At 70.8% G+C, this 15,532-nt stretch carries 15 protein-coding genes; 8 read left to right on the top strand and 7 right to left on the bottom strand.

Features of this window, described 5'->3' with window-relative positions; genetic code table 11:
- Window positions 1-95: 95 nt before the first annotated feature.
- From ACWDAG_RS34830 to mce, 3 genes are all read right to left on the bottom strand, one after another.
- Window positions 96-1,031: a coiled-coil domain-containing protein gene (locus tag ACWDAG_RS34830; protein ID WP_030950047.1), complete on the bottom strand. Its 936-nt coding sequence runs from the start codon at window positions 1,029-1,031 to the stop codon at window positions 96-98.
- A 183-nt stretch (window positions 1,032-1,214) separates the two neighbouring features.
- Window positions 1,215-5,093, bottom strand: a complete 3,879-nt coding sequence (scy, locus tag ACWDAG_RS34835) for a polarized growth protein Scy (protein ID WP_450699542.1) — start codon at window positions 5,091-5,093, stop codon at window positions 1,215-1,217.
- A 210-nt stretch (window positions 5,094-5,303) separates the two neighbouring features.
- Window positions 5,304-5,744 carry a methylmalonyl-CoA epimerase gene (gene mce / locus ACWDAG_RS34840; protein WP_099931336.1) on the bottom strand — a complete coding sequence of 147 codons (441 nt, stop codon included), beginning with the start codon at window positions 5,742-5,744 and terminating at the stop codon, window positions 5,304-5,306.
- A gap of 147 nt (window positions 5,745-5,891) precedes the next feature.
- Here mce and ACWDAG_RS34845 point away from each other — a divergent pair, with 147 nt between their 5' ends.
- The 3 genes from ACWDAG_RS34845 to ACWDAG_RS34855 all read left to right on the top strand — a co-directional run bounded on the left by ACWDAG_RS34845 (window position 5,892) and on the right by ACWDAG_RS34855 (window position 9,626).
- Window positions 5,892-7,094, top strand: coding sequence for an acetyl-CoA C-acetyltransferase (locus ACWDAG_RS34845; protein ID WP_450699543.1), 1,203 nt, complete (start codon window positions 5,892-5,894; stop codon window positions 7,092-7,094).
- A gap of 37 nt (window positions 7,095-7,131) precedes the next feature.
- A complete protein-coding gene (gene meaB / locus ACWDAG_RS34850) occupies window positions 7,132-8,088 on the top strand; it encodes a methylmalonyl Co-A mutase-associated GTPase MeaB (RefSeq protein WP_450699544.1) in 957 nt (318 codons plus the stop codon).
- Window positions 8,089-8,282: 194 nt separating this feature from the next.
- On the top strand, window positions 8,283-9,626 hold the full coding sequence (locus ACWDAG_RS34855; RefSeq protein ID WP_450699556.1) for an MFS transporter: 1,344 nt from the start codon (window positions 8,283-8,285) through the stop codon (window positions 9,624-9,626).
- A gap of 95 nt (window positions 9,627-9,721) precedes the next feature.
- On the opposite strand, the gene ACWDAG_RS34860 is transcribed toward ACWDAG_RS34855, so the two are convergent.
- The 4 genes from ACWDAG_RS34860 to ACWDAG_RS34875 form a co-directional block, all read right to left on the bottom strand.
- Entirely contained in the window at window positions 9,722-10,198 is a 477-nt protein-coding gene (locus tag ACWDAG_RS34860; protein ID WP_450699545.1) for a MarR family winged helix-turn-helix transcriptional regulator, read from the bottom strand.
- Window positions 10,199-10,293: 95 nt separating this feature from the next.
- Window positions 10,294-11,094 carry an AIM24 family protein gene (locus ACWDAG_RS34865; protein ID WP_450699546.1) on the bottom strand — a complete coding sequence of 267 codons (801 nt, stop codon included), beginning with the start codon at window positions 11,092-11,094 and terminating at the stop codon, window positions 10,294-10,296.
- The gene (locus ACWDAG_RS34870) at window positions 11,091-11,741 is read right to left on the bottom strand and encodes an AIM24 family protein (RefSeq protein WP_450699547.1); all 651 of its coding nucleotides are present in this window, start codon (window positions 11,739-11,741) and stop codon (window positions 11,091-11,093) included. The genes ACWDAG_RS34865 and ACWDAG_RS34870 overlap by 4 nt, the downstream gene beginning before the upstream one ends.
- 1 nt (window position 11,742) lies before the next feature.
- Window positions 11,743-12,375 (bottom strand): AIM24 family protein, encoded by a 633-nt coding sequence (locus tag ACWDAG_RS34875; RefSeq protein ID WP_030950024.1) that lies wholly within the window; start codon window positions 12,373-12,375, stop codon window positions 11,743-11,745.
- A gap of 166 nt (window positions 12,376-12,541) precedes the next feature.
- Between ACWDAG_RS34875 and ACWDAG_RS34880 the strand changes: the two genes are divergently transcribed.
- From ACWDAG_RS34880 to ACWDAG_RS34900, 5 genes are all read left to right on the top strand, one after another.
- A complete protein-coding gene (locus tag ACWDAG_RS34880; protein WP_450699548.1) occupies window positions 12,542-12,898 on the top strand; it encodes a DUF3817 domain-containing protein in 357 nt (118 codons plus the stop codon).
- On the top strand, window positions 12,895-13,188 hold the full coding sequence (locus tag ACWDAG_RS34885; protein WP_450699549.1) for an MTH1187 family thiamine-binding protein: 294 nt from the start codon (window positions 12,895-12,897) through the stop codon (window positions 13,186-13,188). Before ACWDAG_RS34880 ends, ACWDAG_RS34885 begins: the two co-directional genes overlap by 4 nt.
- A gap of 145 nt (window positions 13,189-13,333) precedes the next feature.
- Window positions 13,334-14,095: a hypothetical protein gene (locus ACWDAG_RS34890; RefSeq protein WP_450699550.1), complete on the top strand. Its 762-nt coding sequence runs from the start codon at window positions 13,334-13,336 to the stop codon at window positions 14,093-14,095.
- Window positions 14,092-14,796 carry a DUF4166 domain-containing protein gene (locus ACWDAG_RS34895; RefSeq protein ID WP_450699551.1) on the top strand — a complete coding sequence of 235 codons (705 nt, stop codon included), beginning with the start codon at window positions 14,092-14,094 and terminating at the stop codon, window positions 14,794-14,796. The genes ACWDAG_RS34890 and ACWDAG_RS34895 overlap by 4 nt, the downstream gene beginning before the upstream one ends.
- On the top strand, window positions 14,793-15,443 hold the full coding sequence (locus ACWDAG_RS34900) for a TetR/AcrR family transcriptional regulator (protein WP_450699552.1): 651 nt from the start codon (window positions 14,793-14,795) through the stop codon (window positions 15,441-15,443). The genes ACWDAG_RS34895 and ACWDAG_RS34900 overlap by 4 nt, the downstream gene beginning before the upstream one ends.
- Window positions 15,444-15,532 lie beyond the last annotated feature (89 nt).

A 15,532-nucleotide genomic window follows, 5' to 3' on the forward strand; every position in this document is an offset into this window, starting at 1 on the left:
GGGGGCTGCCACTCGAACGCTCGTGAGGCATGACAAAGGCCCGCACCGTTCGGGGGAGAGGGTGCGGGCCCTTGCCGTTGCCGTGTCAGGCGGTGTTACCGGGTCTGCTGGGCCGGAACCCCACGGGAGATCGGCTCGTCCTCGGCCGGCGAACCGGCGGCGGCCACCGCGGCGCCCGTGAGCGTCGCGAGCATCTCGCGGACGTTCGTCAGCTGGGCGTTGATGCTGTCGCGGCGGTTGGTGAGGGCGGCCAGCTCGCGCTCGGATTCCGAACGGATCCGGTCGGCCTTGGCGTTCGCGTCGGCCACGATGTCCTCGGCCTGGCGCTGCGCGGTCTCCACCGTCTGGCGGGCGCGGCGCTCGGCGTCGGTGCGCAGCTTCTCGGCCTCCAGGCGGAGCTGCTCCGCGCGGTGCTCGATCTCCGCGAGGCGCTTCTCGGCCTTGGCCTGACGGGACGCCAGGTCGCGCTCGGACTGCTCGCGGCGCTTGGCGAGGTTCGTCTCGAAGTCGGCGGCGGCCTGCGCGGCCTTGGCGCGGGTCTCCTCGAAGAGGGCGTCGGCCTCCTCGCGCTTCGACTGCGCGTCCTTCTGCGCCTCGGAACGCAGCTGCGAGGCGTCACTCTTGGCCTTCTCGACGATCCGGACGCCCTCGTCCTCCGCCTTGGCCTTGCGCTCCGCAGCGAACGATTCTGCGTCGTTGCGCACCTGCTGGGCCGCCGACTCCGCAAGTTCGCGGTGCTGCTCGGCCGCGCGACGGGCCTCCTCGCGCAGATCCTTGGCCTCTTCCTCGGCGAGGCGGAGGATCTTCTCGACACGCGCGCCGAGACCGGCGTACGACGGCTCTGCGTCGGTTACCTGTGCCTGGGCGTTCTGCGTCTCGAGGTGGAGCTCCTCGATGCGCTTTTCCAGAGCGGTGATGCGGGCGAGAGCGCTGTCACGGTCGGAGACGAGCTTGGAGATTCGTTCGTCCACCTGAGCGCGGTCGTACCCACGCCGCACAAGCTCGAAGCCGTAGGGGGAAGTGTCGCTCATGGGGTTCCTGTCAAATGAGACCGGTGAGGTGATAGGGGGAATCCTAGGGGCCGAAGCGGTGTGTCATCGAGCGGATACGTGTTTGATCTGGAGAATGAGACCCCTTTTGGGTGGCTAACCCTCGGACCACTTGCCAAAAAATTGGTCAAAGGCCCCAGACGGCGCCGCGCTTGACCCTGTCGATCAGCTGTCCGACGGCTTACCCGAACGAGGGGCGCCGACCGTGGCGCCCGCCTTGACGCCGCCGTCCTTGCCCGCACCCGGGGCCTCAAAAGACTCCAACGCCTCCAGGACGTCCTGGACACGGGAGATCTCGGCGTTGATGTCCTCGCGCCGGCGCACCAGGATCTCCAGCTCGCGCTTGCCCTCCTCGACGGTGCGCCTGGCCTCGCGGATCGCCTCGGCCTTGAGCTCCTCGGCCTCCTTCACGAGCGCCGACTTCTTCTGCTCGGCCTCCTTCAGGAGCCCCTCGGCCTTCTTCACGGCGGCGATACGGACCTTGCCCGCCTCGGAGTTGGCCTCTGAGACCAGCTCCTTCGCCTTCGCCTGCGCCTTGGCCAACTGCTCCTCGGCGGCCTTGATGAGCGCGTCGCAGCGGTCGCCCGCCGACTTCATCGTCTCCGCGGACTCGCGGCGGGCCCGCTCGTGCAGTGCCTCGATCTCACCGGTGATGCGTTCGCGCAGCTCCTCGGCGCGCTCCCGGATCTGGGTGGCGTCCCGGCGGGCGCCGACGAGCAGTTCGTCCGCGTCCGTACGGGCCTTCTCCACCCGCGAGTTGCCCTCGACCGTCGCCTCCGACACCAGCCGGTCGGCCTCCTTGCGGGCCGCGCCCACCATGGCGTCTGCCTGCGCCTCCGCCTCGGCGGTGGTCTTGTGGGCCTGCTGCTGCGCCTCCGAGAGCAGCTTGTCGGCCTCGGCCGTGGTCTCCGTGATGAGGGTGTCGACCTGCTCGGCCACGTCCTGGCGCCGCTTGTTCGCGTCCCTGCGAGCCTCGTCGAGGGTCCGCTCGGCCTCCTCGCGCGCGGCGTTGACCAGCCGCTCGGCCTCCGCCGCCGCCTCCGCCTTGACCCGCTCCGACTCGCTGCGGATCCGCTCGGCGTGCTGCTGCGCGGCCCCGACCGTGTCGGCGGCCTCGGCGCGCAGTCGCTCCGCGTCCCCGGTGGCGTCCGCGATGAGCTTCTCGGCCTTGGCGACCGCCTCGGCCCGCACCCGCTCGGCCTCCGCGACCGTCTCGGTGCGCAGTTGGTCGGTGTCCCGGACCGTCTCGGTGGTGAGCCGCTCGGCCTCGCTGCGCGCCTCGGTGATGAGGGCGTCCGCCTGCGTCGCCGCGTCCGAACGGATGCGGTTGGCGTCCTCGCGGGCGTCCGCCCGGGTGCGCGCCGCCGCCTGGTCGGCCTCGGCGATCGCGTCCGACGCCTCCGTACGCACCCGCTGCGCGTACTCGGCCGCGTCCGAACGCAGCCGCTCCGACTCCGCGATCGCCTCCGCGACCGTGCGCTCGGCAAGCGCCTTGGCGGCGTCGGTCTCCTCGTTCGCCTCGCGGCGGATGCGGCCCGCGTCCTCGCTGGCCCGCTCCCGCTCGGCGTAGGCGTCGGAGCGGACCCGGTCCGCCTCCTCCTGCGCCTCGCGCCGGGTACGGTCCGCCGCGTGCTCGGCGGCGCTGCGCAGCCCGGTGATCTCCTCCTGGGCCTGCTCGTGCAGCCCGGCCACCGAGTCCCGTACCTGCTGGGCGTGTTGCTCGGCGCCCGACACCATCTCGTTCGCGCGCCGGTCGGCTTCCTCGACCAGCCGCACGGCCTCGGCCTGCGCCTCCTCCACGCGCTTGCGCGCCGAGGCCAGCAGCTCCTCGCTCTGCTCGCGCGCCCGCTCGCGCTCCTGGTCGGCCTCGGCGCGCGCGGCGCCGAGGGTCTCCTCGGCCTCGCGACGGCGCCGGTTGGCCTCCTCCTGCGCGGCGGCCAGCGTCTCGGACGCCTCGGTGCCGAGCCGCTCGGCGGCGGCCAGCGCCTCCGCCCGCACCCGGTCGGCGCTCTCCTGCGCCTCCGACTTCAGCCGCTCCGCCTCCGCGGCCGCCTCGGACCGCAGTCGTACCGCGATGGCCTCGCCCTCGGCCCGGGAGGCGGACGCGTCCGACGCGGCCTCGTCGCGCAGCCGGTCGGCCTCCGCCTCGGCCTGCGCCTGCAGGGTGCGGATCCGCTCGGCGGCCTCGGCGCGCAGCCGCTCGCTCTCCTCGGCTGCCTCGCGGCGGATCCGCGACGCCTCCTCGCGGGCCTCGGTCAGCGCCTGCTCTGCGGCGGCGAGGCGCTCCTCGGCCTCCGTGTGCAGCCGCGTCAGCTCCTCGGCGGCCTCCGCCCGGCGGGCCTCCATGGCCCGCTCGGTCTCCTCCTGGAGCTCCCGCGCGGCCCGCTCGGCCTCGGCCTTGATGCTCTCGGACTGCTCGACGACCTCCTCGCGGTGCCGCTCCGCCTCCTGACGGGTGCGCTGGAGGGTCTCCTCGGCCTGTCGGCGCAGCGTGGTCGCCCGCTCGATGGCCTCCGTACGGACCTTCTCGCTGTCCGCGGTGGCCTTCTGGCGCAGCTCGTCCGCGTCCTGCCGGGACTTCGCCAGCAGCTCCTCGGCGGTCTTGGCCGCCTCCTCGATCTGCTGGACGGCCTCCTTGCGGGCCTCCGCGCGGATCTTCTCGCCCTCGGCGACCGCGTCGGCACGCAGCTGCTCGGCCTCACCGCGCAGCCGGCGCGCCTCCTCCTGCAGCTCGACCGTCTTGGCGCGGTACTCCTTGGTGTCGTCCTTGGCCGCGCCCTTGAGCTGCTCGGAGATGTCGTGCGCCTCGGCGCGCAGCCGGTCCGCCTCCGCCTCGGCCTCGGAGCGGATCCGCTCGGCCTCCTCGGCGGCGGCCTTGGTGGTGTTCTTCGCGTCCTCCTGCGCCCTGTTGAGGACGTCCTCGGCCGTCTTGGCCGCCTTGGACAGCTGGGTCGCGCTCTCCTCGGCCGTGATCGTGCGGGCCTTCTCGGAGGCCTCGGCGACGATCCGCTCGGCCTCGGAGCGGGCGTCCGCGACGACCTGCTCGGCGTCCGACTTGGTGGCCTCGGCCTCCTTGGTGGCCTCCTCGACCAGCCGGGCGACCTGCTCCTTCGCCGTACGGGTGCGCTGCTCGTTCGTCGACTCGGCGCTGGCGAGGGCCTTCTCGGCCGCCGCCGTGGCCTCGGTGACCAGCTTGTCGGCCTCGGCCTGCGCCTTGCGCAGCGCCTCCTCGGCCTCCGCCATGCGCTGCTCGGCGGCCCGGCTCAGCTCCTGCGCCTGGCGGCGGGCGGAGTCCGACTCGGTGGCGGAGGAGCTGCGCAGCTGCTCGGCGTGGTCGGTGGCCTCCTGGGCCTGGGTGGACGCGGCGTTCAGCAGCCGCTCGGCGTCCGCACGCGCCCGGCGCAGCAGCTGGTCCGCCTCCGCGCGGGCCTCCTCGGCCTCGCTCTGCAGCCGCTGCCTGGCCTCGCTCGCGACCCGCTCGGCCTCCGCACGGGCGGCGGCCAGGGCCTGCTCGGCCTCGGCGCGGGACTCGTCGAGCAGCCGGCGCGCCTGGGACTCGGTACGGGCGCGCAGCTGCTCCGCCCAGGCCACGTTCTCGTTGACGTGCGACTCGACGGTCTGCCGGCGCTCGGCCAGCTCCTGGTCCAGCTGCTGGCGGCGGGTGACCGCCTCCTGGTGCAGCTCGGCCTGGAGCCGGGCGGCCTGCTCCGCGTGCTCCTGGAGGATGCGCTGGGTCTGCGCACGGGCCTGGCTGAGCTCGCGCTCGGCGTCCAGTCGCAGCTGGTCGGCCTGGATCTGGGCGTTCCGCAGCAGCTGCTCGGCCTGGTAGCCGATGTCACCGCCGTCGAAGGAGGGCCGGGACATGATGGTGCGGCGCGCCTCGTGCAGCTTGGCGCGCAGCACCTCGACCTGGTAGCCGAGGTCCTCGGCGTGCTGGATCGCCTTTTCCCGCTCGGTCTTCAGCCGCTCCATCTCGGCCTCGAACCGAGAGAGGTGGTCGACGTCAGCCGCCGGCTCTCGCTCCTGGCGTTCGTAGCCCCGCACTGCGCGGTCCCATCCGTCCCCTGGTCGCAAGTCTGGCCAAACGAGCTCCGTCCATCCGCCGAACGGGGCCCCCGGGGAATGGTGTCAGATCAACGGCGGAGCATGGGCTGCTGCCCCGACGCTCGCCCCCCGAAACCCGGACCCCGGCGTGCGGTCACCCCCCAAATAGTGGCGACCGCCCCCAACCCTACCGGCCCATATGTACGGGGGTCAGTGCTCAGGTGACTCAACAGGCGCGGAAGTGACCAGTTCTGTCAGAACGCCGTGGCAGTCCTTCGGGTGCAGGAACGTGATTCGTGACCCCATGGAGCCGCGCCGGGGCTCTTCGTACAGAACGCGTACGCCCTTTTCCTTGATGTCGGCCGCGTCGGCGTCCACATCCGCCGTACCGAAAGCGATGTGGTGGACACCCTCGCCGTTCTTGTCGAGCCACTTGGCGACGGTCGAGTCCGGCCGCGTCGGCTCCAGAAGCTGCAGGTAGGAGGCCCCGCCGTCGGACGTGTCGTTGATCTTGAGCATGGCCTCGCGGACGCCCTGCTCCTCGTTGACCTCGGAGTGGAACACCTCGAAGCCGTATGTGGCCCGGTAGAACTCGACGGTCTTGTCGAGATCGAAACAGGCGATTCCGATGTGGTCGATTCGCGTCAGCATGGTGTTAGTGCAGCGCTCCTGGAATGGTTACGCAACGTGCCAGCGATCACACCGACTGCCGGGTGACGGCACGGAGTGCCACTCAGTACATTCGAAGTAAACCCTCGTTCACTCCTCGGCAGTGCAGCCGGAAGGGGATCGCAGCTCATGTCTGGATCGAACAGCACCACCTCGGTGATCGTCGCGGGGGCGCGTACGCCCATGGGACGCTTGCTGGGCTCGCTCAAGTCCTTCTCCGGAGCCGACCTCGGCGGCTTCGCGATCAAGGCCGCCCTCGACCGTGCGGGGATCGGCGGCGACCAGGTGCAGTACGTGATCATGGGTCAGGTGCTGCAGGCCGGGGCGGGGCAGATCCCGGCACGCCAGGCCGCCGTCAAGGCGGGCATCCCGATGAACGTCCCGGCACTGACCGTCAACAAGGTGTGTCTGTCCGGCCTCGACGCCATCGCGCTCGCCGACCAGCTGATCCGCGCCGGCGAGTTCGACGTGATCGTCGCGGGCGGCCAGGAGTCCATGACCAACGCGCCCCACCTGCTGCCGAAGTCCCGCGAGGGCTTCAAGTACGGCGCCATCGAGATGCTCGACGCCATGGCGTACGACGGCCTGACCGACGCCTTCGAGAACATCGCCATGGGCGAGTCGACGGAGAAGCACAACACCCGCCTGGGCATCCAGCGCCCCGAGCAGGACGAGATCGCCGCCCAGTCCCACCAGCGCGCGGCCGCCGCCCAGAAGAACGGCATCTTCGAGGCCGAGATCACCCCCGTGGAGATCCCGCAGCGCAAGGGCGACCCGGTCCTGTTCAGCAAGGACGAGGGCATCCGCGGCGACACGACCGCGGAGTCCCTGGGCAAGCTGCGCCCGGCGTTCACCAGGGACGGCACGATCACGGCCGGTTCCTCCTCGCAGATCTCGGACGGTGCGGCGGCCGTGGTCGTGATGAGCAAGGCCAAGGCGCAGGAGCTGGGCCTGGACTGGATCGCCGAGATCGGCGCCCACGGCAATGTGGCGGGCCCGGACAACTCGCTCCAGTCGCAGCCGTCCAACGCGATCCTGCACGCCCTGAAGAAGGAGGGCCTGGGGGTCGAGGACCTGGACCTGATCGAGATCAACGAGGCCTTCGCCGCCGTGGCCGTCCAGTCAATGAAGGACCTCGGAGTTTCAGCGGAAAAGGTGAATGTCAACGGCGGCGCGATCGCCCTGGGCCACCCCATCGGCATGTCCGGCGCCCGGCTCGTCCTGCATCTGGCGCTGGAGCTCAAGCGCCGGGGCGGCGGCGTGGGTGCGGCCGCGCTGTGCGGTGGCGGCGGTCAGGGTGACGCACTGATCGTGCGGGTACCCAAGGCCTGAGTTCTCCTTCGTACGTCGATCTCTGAACGGAGCTGTGATGCAGGACGTCTCCACACTCGTCGCCCAGGCGAGGGAAGGCCGGCCGCGGGCCGTGGCCCGGCTGATCTCCCTGGTGGAGGGGGCGTCCCCGCAGCTGAGGGAGGTCATGGAGACGCTCGCTCCGCTGACGGGCAATGCGTACGTGGTCGGCCTGACCGGATCGCCGGGTGTCGGCAAGTCGACCTCCACGTCCGCGCTCGTCACGGCGTACCGCAAGCAGGGCAGACGGGTCGGCGTCCTGGCCGTCGACCCGTCGTCCCCGTTCTCCGGCGGTGCCCTGCTCGGTGACCGCGTGCGGATGTCGGAGCACGCCTCCGACCCCGGCGTGTACATCCGCTCGATGGCGACCCGAGGCCACCTGGGCGGGCTCGCCTGGGCCGCCCCGCAGGCGATCCGCGTGCTGGACGCGGCGGGCTGCGACGTGATCCTGGTCGAGACGGTCGGCGTCGGCCAGTCGGAGGTCGAGATCGCCTCCCAGGCCGACACCTCCGTGGTGCTGCTGGCCCCCGGCATGGGCGACGGCATCCAGGCGGCGAAGGCCGGAATCCTCGAGATCGGTGACGTCTACGTCGTCAACAAGGCCGACCGCGACGGCGCCGACGCCACCGCCCGCGAGCTCAACCACATGCTGGGCCTGGGCGAGTCCCGCGGCCCGGGAGACTGGCGCCCGCCGATCGTCAAGACGGTCGCGGCGCGTGCGGAGGGCATCGACGAGGTGGTCGAGGCCCTGGAGAAGCACCGTGCGTGGATGGACGAGCACGGCGTCCTGGCGGAGCGCCGACGCGCCCGCGCCTCCCGCGAGGTCGAGACCATCGCCGTGACGGCACTGCGGGAACGCATCGGCGACCTGCACGGCGACCGCCGGCTGAGCGCACTGGCGGAACGGATCGTGGCGGGGGACCTGGACCCCTACCGTGCGGCGGACGAACTGGTGGCCGGGCTGACGCAGGGCTGAGGCGCGTTATTGCGTGGTCGACTCCCCGGCCCCGCTGATACCTTCCCCGACATGTACCTCCTCTTGGCATAGGGCACGCCCAGGCCCGCGTACGGCGAGCGGCAGTCGACCGACGAAACCGGTCGACCGCTCGGCCGACGCGGCGATCAGGCGTCCCCTTTTCCGCCTTGAGTCGAGGAACTCCCGTGTCTTCCATGCCAGCCGGACGGCCGTCGTATGCCGCCGTCCTCCGCATTCCGCATGCCCGCCGCACTTTCGCCGCCGCCCTGCTCGGCAGGCTGTCGTACGGGATCGTCCCGTTGTCGGTGATGCTCTCCGTGACCCGCGCCTCCGGGTCGTACGCGGTGGCGGGCACCGTCATGGCGCTGTTCGGCGCCACCAGCGTCTTCCTGTCGCCCGCCCGGGCCGCCCTGATCGACCGGCACGGGCCGCGCCGCACGCTCGTCCCGATGGTCACGGCGTACGCGGCCCTGCTCGGGCTGCTCACGCTGCTCGTCCGGCGCCCCGGTGCCGTCTCGCCGCTCGTCCTGGGCGCCGTGACCGCCACGGCGGGCGCCTGCACTCCGCCTCTCGGCCCGACCATGCGCGCCGTATGGGCCCGGCTCGCCCCGGACCGCCCCCTGTTGCAGCGTGCCTACAGTCTCGACGGCGTCGCCGAGGAACTGCTCTTCGTCTCGGGACCACTCCTGGTCGGCATCCTCGTCGGCTTCGCCCCGCCGACGGCCGGGATCGTCTTCGGAACGGCGCTGATCGTGGCGGGCACGGCCGGGTTCATCACGTCACCGGCCGTCGGGGCGGCGGGGCCCGTCGAGGCGGGTACGGGGCGGAGTGTGCCGCGCCGGGTTCGGCTGCGGCGCGGGGCGGGGCGGCGGGGTGTGCTGCGCGGGATTCTGCGGCCCGTTGTCGCTGCCGGCGGTGTCGGGCTGACGCTGGGGGTGGTCGATCTCGTGGTGGTGGCCTTCGCCGAGCAGCGGCACCACGGGGACGGCGCCGTGGCCTGGACGCTGGCTGCGCTCTCGGCAGGGAGTGCCGTCGGGGGTCTGGTCAACGGGGCTGTCCAGTGGCGTGTCCCGGCCCCGGTGCGGATGTCCCTGACGGCGGCGGGCCTGGGGGTGGCGTTGCTCGGCGCCGGGTTCGCGCCGGGGCTCGGCACGCTCGCCGTCGCGCTGGCGGCCGCGGGGTTGTTCGTCTCGCCGACGCTGACCACCGCCTATCTGATCGCCGACGACGTGGCGGCCCCGGAGGCACGGGTCCGGGCCGGCGCCTGGGTCAATACGGGGGTGAACGCGGGCAGTACGGCAGGCGCGGCCGTGGCGGGGCTCCTGGTGGGCGGGATGTCGACCGCCCTGTGCTTCACGACGGCCGGCGCGGCAGCCCTGCTGACGGCCCTCGCGACGGCACGGCGCGGCCGGGGCCGCAAAAGTGGCCGGATCGCAGGGACAGCCGGGGCGAATGCGCGCCAATCCCCTCGGCAACGCGAGCGCACGGCAGTGGCCGTCGCCGATGCCGGGAAAGGCCCTGCCCCACGGCTACCGTGACCGGGGCTTCGCGCGGTTCGTACGGCTCGCACCGGCAGGCGGGGCCCGGTTCGGGCTCCGCCTGCCGTTTTGCGCGCTCGAAGCGCCAGGAAGCGCTAGGGACGTCCCCGCTGCCCGCGCAGGTGCTCCGCGATGGGCTTCAGGGCCTTGTCGAGTTCCGCCATGGTCTCGGGGGACAGCAGGTCGATGAAGTGCCTGCGCACGGACGCCACATGGTGCGGGGCGACCTTCTTCATCGTCTCCATGCCGTGCTCCGTGAGGACCGCGTAGAGCCCGCGGCGGTCGGACTCGCAGTTCTCACGGCGGACCAGGTTCGCGTTCTCCATCCGGGTGATCTGGTGGGAGAGGCGGCTCTTGGACTGGAGGGTGGCGGACGCGAGGTCGCTCATCCGCATCCGTACGTCCTCCGACTCGGAGAGGTTCACCAGGATCTCGTAGTCGTTCATAGTCAGGCCGAACGGCTGCAGGTCCCTCTCGAGCTGGTACGTCAACAGCCTGTTGACCTCCAGGTGGGTGCGCCAGGCGCACTGCTCCGCATCGGTCAGCCAGCGCGTGGCCGTCTCGGTCTCCATGAATGAAGTCTACCTAAAATGTTGAAAGGCGAACTAGTGAGGGTGGTGTGGTGTCGGCGCGCACACGTTCGACGTCACACTCCGCAGACTACCGCTCACAGCCCGAAGCGACGCTGGAGGTCTCCCAGCTGTCCGGGAAGGCGCGGTGAGCCGGCTTGCGGTGAAGGGCCTGTGTGAGCCCCGCCGCCACCGGGCACGCCGGGCTCCGGCGGAACCGCCCCCGTGGCCTGCTCGGCCATGAGGGTTTCCGAGGACTGGAGCAGGACCGTACCGGCCCCGACGAACTCGAACTGGTGCTCCTCTCCGGAGGCCCCGCCGAGGCCCGTCATCGCACGTAGACCGCCCATTACGCCCGTCAGGTAACCGTGGTCGTAGTGATGGCACGGAGACGGGCAGTCGGCCCAGCCGACGAGCGCCTGCGGGTCCACCCGGATCGGCGGTTCCATGAACACCACCGGACCGTTAGATGCGGCCACGAACTTTCCGGTTCCGATGAGGGTCAGAAAACCCGGCACGATTGATTGCTTGAGCGCGAGACTTGGCTGAAAAGCGAGCAAGTTGCCGGAGCGAATGGTCAGATTGCCGTCGTCCAGGTCGTACGAGTTCACGTCGAAGGCCCGGTCGGCGAGGAGCATCTTGCCCGAGCCCTCCGCCACGACCCAGTCGCTCGCGTGCAGTGGCGAATGAAAGGACGTACGGACAAGGCGGTCGAGCCGGCCGTGCCCGATGCCGTTGAACTCCATCGAGCCGTAGTAGGCGATCATCTTCCCCTTCTGCAGGAACCACTGGCTCCCCTTGAGCTCCACACAGAAGGTGTACTTGTTGACGTTGTCGTCCACCGGCAGCGTCATCGGGTCGAAGACCGTCGGGCCGCCCGGAGTCCCGTACGCGCTCACAGCTTCTCCTCCGAGGCCTGGACATACACCGCGCCGTTGCCGCTGAGCTCCAACTGGAAGGCCTCGCCGGAGCCGCGGCCCACCATGTCGCGCCAGCCCAGCGCCGTGGACAACTTGTTGCGTACGTCGCCGTGGTGGGCGACGTAGGCCTGCGGGTCGACGTGGACGGGCCGCTGGGGGGTGATCGGGATCTCGAAGACGCCGCCGTGGGCCATCACGGCCACCGAGCCGTGGCCCTTGAGGGTGGTCGTGAACAGCCCCTGGCCGGTGACCTGGCCGCGGACCATGCCCATGACGCCGCCCTGCGAGCCCATGAACATCGTGCCCTGCTGGAGCGTGCCCTCGAAGGCCAGCAGACGGTCAGCCTCCACATAGAGGGTGTCGCCGGTGAGGTTGATGACGTGGACGTGATGGCCACCGTGCCCGAACAGGACCGTGCCGCTGCCCTCGACGGACATCAGCGGCGTGGCCTCGTTCGCCACCCGGCGGCCGATCATCGACATGATCCCGCCCTGGCCGCCCTGGATGTTGGGCGTGAAGGACACCTCGCCCTTGTAGGCGAGCATCGCGCCGCGCTGACTGAACAGCCGCTGGCCGGGCAGCACCGTCGCCTCGACCATCTTGGAGTTGATCTCACGGAAGGGCATGTCACACATCCCCCGCGATCGTGTTCCGCTCGCTCGGCTGTACGTACACCAGCCCGTCCCCCTCGAACCGGATCTGGAAGGCCTCGCCGCCGCCCTCGCCGAAGAACGTGCGGAACGTCACACCGGACTGGAAGGACTGCCGCAGGTTCCCCTGGTGCGCGATGTAGGCGCCGGGGTCGACCGTCAGCGGGTACTGCGCGCTCACCCGCAGCACCACCGCCGGGCCGTCCGACATGATCGCCGCCTGGCCGTGGCCCTCGACGGTGGTCGTGAACAGCCCGTTGCCCTGCGAGGCGCCGCGCAGTCCGGTGAAGGTCGTGCCGGTCCTCAGGCCGGCGTCGGTCGCGAGCAGATTGCTCGACTCCACATACAGCTTGTCCCCCTGGAGACTCACGAGATTGATCTCGGAGGCCCGGTCCGCGAACCAGCACGTCCCGTGCCCCTTCACCTCCATCACGGTCATCTGCTCACCGGTGAGCCGCCGGGTCACCATGCCCCGGATGCCCTCACCGCCGCCGCTCATCTTCTTGAAGGCCATCTGCCCGTCGTACGCGACCATCGAGCCGTTCTTGGCCTTCACGGCGTCCCCGGTCATGTCGACGGCGAGCACCTTGCTTCCTTGAAGTCGGAACATCGCCACGCTGCGAAAGGTAGCCGCCGGGCGGGTGCAGCGCACAGGGCCCGTAGGTGGAGAAGCACCCTGACCGCACCCTTAGGGGGACCGTTTGCCACAATGGGTGGACGCTTGTGCGTGCGTTCACAAACCGGCAGACCGTCGTCGCAACTCCCGAAGGTGATCCGTGGACCTCAAGACAGCCTCCGCCATCCGCCGCCTCCGACTGATCTCCGTGCCGGAGGGCGTGTCCTGGATCATTCTCTTCACCTGCACGGTCATCAAGTACACGATCAGCCCCGACGTCGACGTCGCCCGCGTGCTCGGCCCGATCCACGGCGTGCTGTTCATCATCTACGTGCTCTTCTGGGCCGATGCCTGGAACCGTGCCAAGTGGAACAAGGGCAAGGCCGCCCTCTACTTCGCCTACTCGATCATCCCGGGCGGTGGCTTCATCATCGAGCGCACGCTGCGTCGCGCTGCCGAAGACGAGGTCATCGCGGCTCGCGCGCGCAAGGAAAAGGAAGGGATCGTGAACGCATGATCGTCGCCTTCTCCGTCACGCCGCTGGGTGTCGGTGACGAGGTGGGCGAGTATGTCGCCGACGCCGTCCGTGTCGTACGCGAGTCCGGCCTGCCCAACCGCACCGACGCGATGTTCACGAGCGTCGAGGGCGAATGGGACGAAGTGATGGACGTCGTCAAGCGCGCCGTCGCCGCCGTCGAGCAGCGGGCGCCGCGCGTGTCCCTGGTCCTCAAGGCGGACATCCGCCCCGGAGTGACCGACGGTCTCACCGCCAAGGTGGAGACGGTGGAGCGGTATCTCGCCGAGTAACCCTCTTCGGCATGGAGAACCCCGGGCCCGCGAGGTCCGGGGTTTTCTTGTGCCGCATGTTTGAGCGATCGCTCAAGACGGTGTAGGTTCACGGTCAAGTAGTTTGAGCAGTCGCTCAAACAGTAGCCTGACCTGGGGGATTCGCATGGGCCGCTCGGGGCTCTACATAGAGGCACGCATCCGCGCCGACCTCGACGAACTGTGGTCACGTACGCAGGAGCCGTCCCAGCACCAGCGCTGGGACCTCCGCTTCACCGAGATCGAATACCTCCCGCGCGCGGAGGGCGAACCGCAGCGCTTCCGGTACGCCACGCGGGTGCTGCCCTTCCTCGCGGTCGCCGGCACCGGAGTCTCGGCGGGCGAGCGAGAGCGCCCGGACGGGACCCGGACGTCCGCCCTCCGTTTCGCCTCGCCGCACCCCCTCTCGCTGCTCGCCGAGGGCAGCGGGTACTGGCGTTACATCCCCGACGGCGACGGAGTCCGCTTCCTCACCGGCTACGACTACCGGCCCCGCTGGGGCGGCTTCGGCGCACTCGCCGACCGGATCCTGTTCCGTCCGCTGATGGGCTGGGCGACGGCCTGGTCCTTCGACCGGCTCCGGCTGTGGCTGGAGCGCGGGATCACGCCGGAGCGGGCGCGGGCGAACTGGCTCGTCGAGCTGATGGTGCGGGCCCTGGTGATCGCCCTGGCCGGCACTGGCTTCGGTTATGGCAGCCTGCTGCGGCTGACCGGGCCGTTCGCCCCGCTGTTCTTCTACGCCATGCCCTTGCTGGCGGTGGTCGCCCTGTCGCTGGCCCTCTTCGCACCGCCGTTGTCCACCACCCCGGCCGCCCGCCGCTGCCTGCGTACTCCGCCCACGCGCGTGCGTGCGCCCCGACTTCTGCGCACGCTGGAGGCCCACCGATGACGACGAAGTCCACGAACCCGACGAACTCGATCTTCCGCACGGTCATGGGCGCGGACTTCGATCGCCTCCACCCCCAGCTGCAGCGCCGCTTCTCCGTCGGCCTGGCGAGCGGGGAGGCGTGCACCGGCCGCGGCGTGATGGACCGCGTCTGGCACGGCGGATCCTTCGTGAAGCCCTTTCTCGCACTCGGCACCACGCGCAACATCCTCGTCCCGAGGCCGGGCCGTCAGGTTCCCTTCGTGATCGAGAATGTGCCGTACATCGACACCTTCGGGCGTGAGACGGTGACGTTCGTGCGCACCTTCGACCTGCCCGGACGTTCCCGGCGCTTCGACGCCCAGATGGTGCTGAGCCCGCGCGGGGACCGCATCCTGGACTACCTCGGGACCCACCAGCACCTCGCCAGCGACCTGTACTTCCGTGCCGAGCCCGATGGGTCGCTGCTGATCCGGTCCGGCGAACACCGGTTCCGGGAAGGGGCGGTGGACGTGCGGGTGCCGGAGCTGATCGGGGCGAGCGCCGAGGTGCGGGAGTCGTTCGACGACGTGACCGGGCGGTTCCGGATCCGGGTCCGGGTGGTGAACGAGTACTTCGGGCCGCTCTTCGGCTACGACGGGTCCTTCGAGGCGACGTACACGGATGTCCGTGCCTGTGGTGTGCGGCCCGGGCTGCGGCCGGTGCGCGAGGAGCGGCGCGCATGAGTCCCGAGACGGCGAAGTCCCAGGAGACCAAGGCCAAACTCCTCGAAGGGGCGCTCAGGACGCTCACCGAACAGGGGATCGCGAAGGTGTCGGCCCGTACGATCGCGACGGCGGCGGGGGTGAACCAGGCGCTGGTCTTCTACCACTTCGGCTCGGTGGACGAACTGCTGGCGGCGGCCTGCCGGTACGGGGCCGAGCAGTCGGTGGCGCGGTATCGCGAACGGTTCGACGCGGTGACATCGCTGTCCGAACTGCTCGCCGTGGGGCGGGAGATGCATGAGGCGGAGCGCGTCGGGGGGCATGTCGCGCTGCTCGGGCAGCTGTTGGCAGGGGCGCAGACCCACGCGACGCTGGGGCCGGCGACTGCGGCGGGGCTCGATCTGTGGATCGTGGAGATCGAGAAGGTGCTGGTGAGGGTGCTGGCGGAGACGCCGCTGGGGGAGTTCGCGGATCCGGTGGGGCTGGCTCGGGCTGTGGCGGCGGCGTTCGTGGGGATCGAGTTGTACGAGGGGGTGGATGCGGTGGGGGCTTCTGCGGCCCTGGACGCGCTGGAGCAACTGGGGGGCGTGGTGGCGGCCTTGGAGGAGCTGGGGCCGGTGGCTCAGCGGGCCGTGCGGCATCGGTTGCGGCGGGTGGGGCGGCGCTGAGGGTGGGGGCGGCGGGGGGGAAGCTCCCCGGGCCCGGCTCAGAGCGTCTTACCGGTCGCCGGTCCCACGATCAGCCCGTCGCCGAAGGA

This window comes from Streptomyces sp. NPDC001157 (assembly GCF_053598255.1).

Excerpts from the sequence above, each read along its gene's own strand:
- ACWDAG_RS34830 (WP_030950047.1), bottom strand. The coding sequence starts at position 1,031 with ATGAGCGACACTTCCCCCTACGGCTTCGAGCTTGTGCGGCGTGGGTAC.
- mce (WP_099931336.1), bottom strand. The coding sequence starts at position 5,744 with ATGCTGACGCGAATCGACCACATCGGAATCGCCTGTTTCGATCTCGAC.
- ACWDAG_RS34845 (WP_450699543.1), top strand. The coding sequence starts at position 5,892 with ATGTCTGGATCGAACAGCACCACCTCGGTGATCGTCGCGGGGGCGCGT.
- meaB (WP_450699544.1), top strand. The coding sequence starts at position 7,132 with ATGCAGGACGTCTCCACACTCGTCGCCCAGGCGAGGGAAGGCCGGCCG.
- ACWDAG_RS34855 (WP_450699556.1), top strand. The coding sequence starts at position 8,283 with ATGCCAGCCGGACGGCCGTCGTATGCCGCCGTCCTCCGCATTCCGCAT.
- ACWDAG_RS34860 (WP_450699545.1), bottom strand. The coding sequence starts at position 10,198 with ATGGAGACCGAGACGGCCACGCGCTGGCTGACCGATGCGGAGCAGTGC.
- ACWDAG_RS34870 (WP_450699547.1), bottom strand. The coding sequence starts at position 11,741 with ATGCCCTTCCGTGAGATCAACTCCAAGATGGTCGAGGCGACGGTGCTG.
- ACWDAG_RS34875 (WP_030950024.1), bottom strand. The coding sequence starts at position 12,375 with ATGTTCCGACTTCAAGGAAGCAAGGTGCTCGCCGTCGACATGACCGGG.
- ACWDAG_RS34885 (WP_450699549.1), top strand. The coding sequence starts at position 12,895 with ATGATCGTCGCCTTCTCCGTCACGCCGCTGGGTGTCGGTGACGAGGTG.
- ACWDAG_RS34890 (WP_450699550.1), top strand. The coding sequence starts at position 13,334 with ATGGGCCGCTCGGGGCTCTACATAGAGGCACGCATCCGCGCCGACCTC.
- ACWDAG_RS34895 (WP_450699551.1), top strand. The coding sequence starts at position 14,092 with ATGACGACGAAGTCCACGAACCCGACGAACTCGATCTTCCGCACGGTC.
- ACWDAG_RS34900 (WP_450699552.1), top strand. The coding sequence starts at position 14,793 with ATGAGTCCCGAGACGGCGAAGTCCCAGGAGACCAAGGCCAAACTCCTC.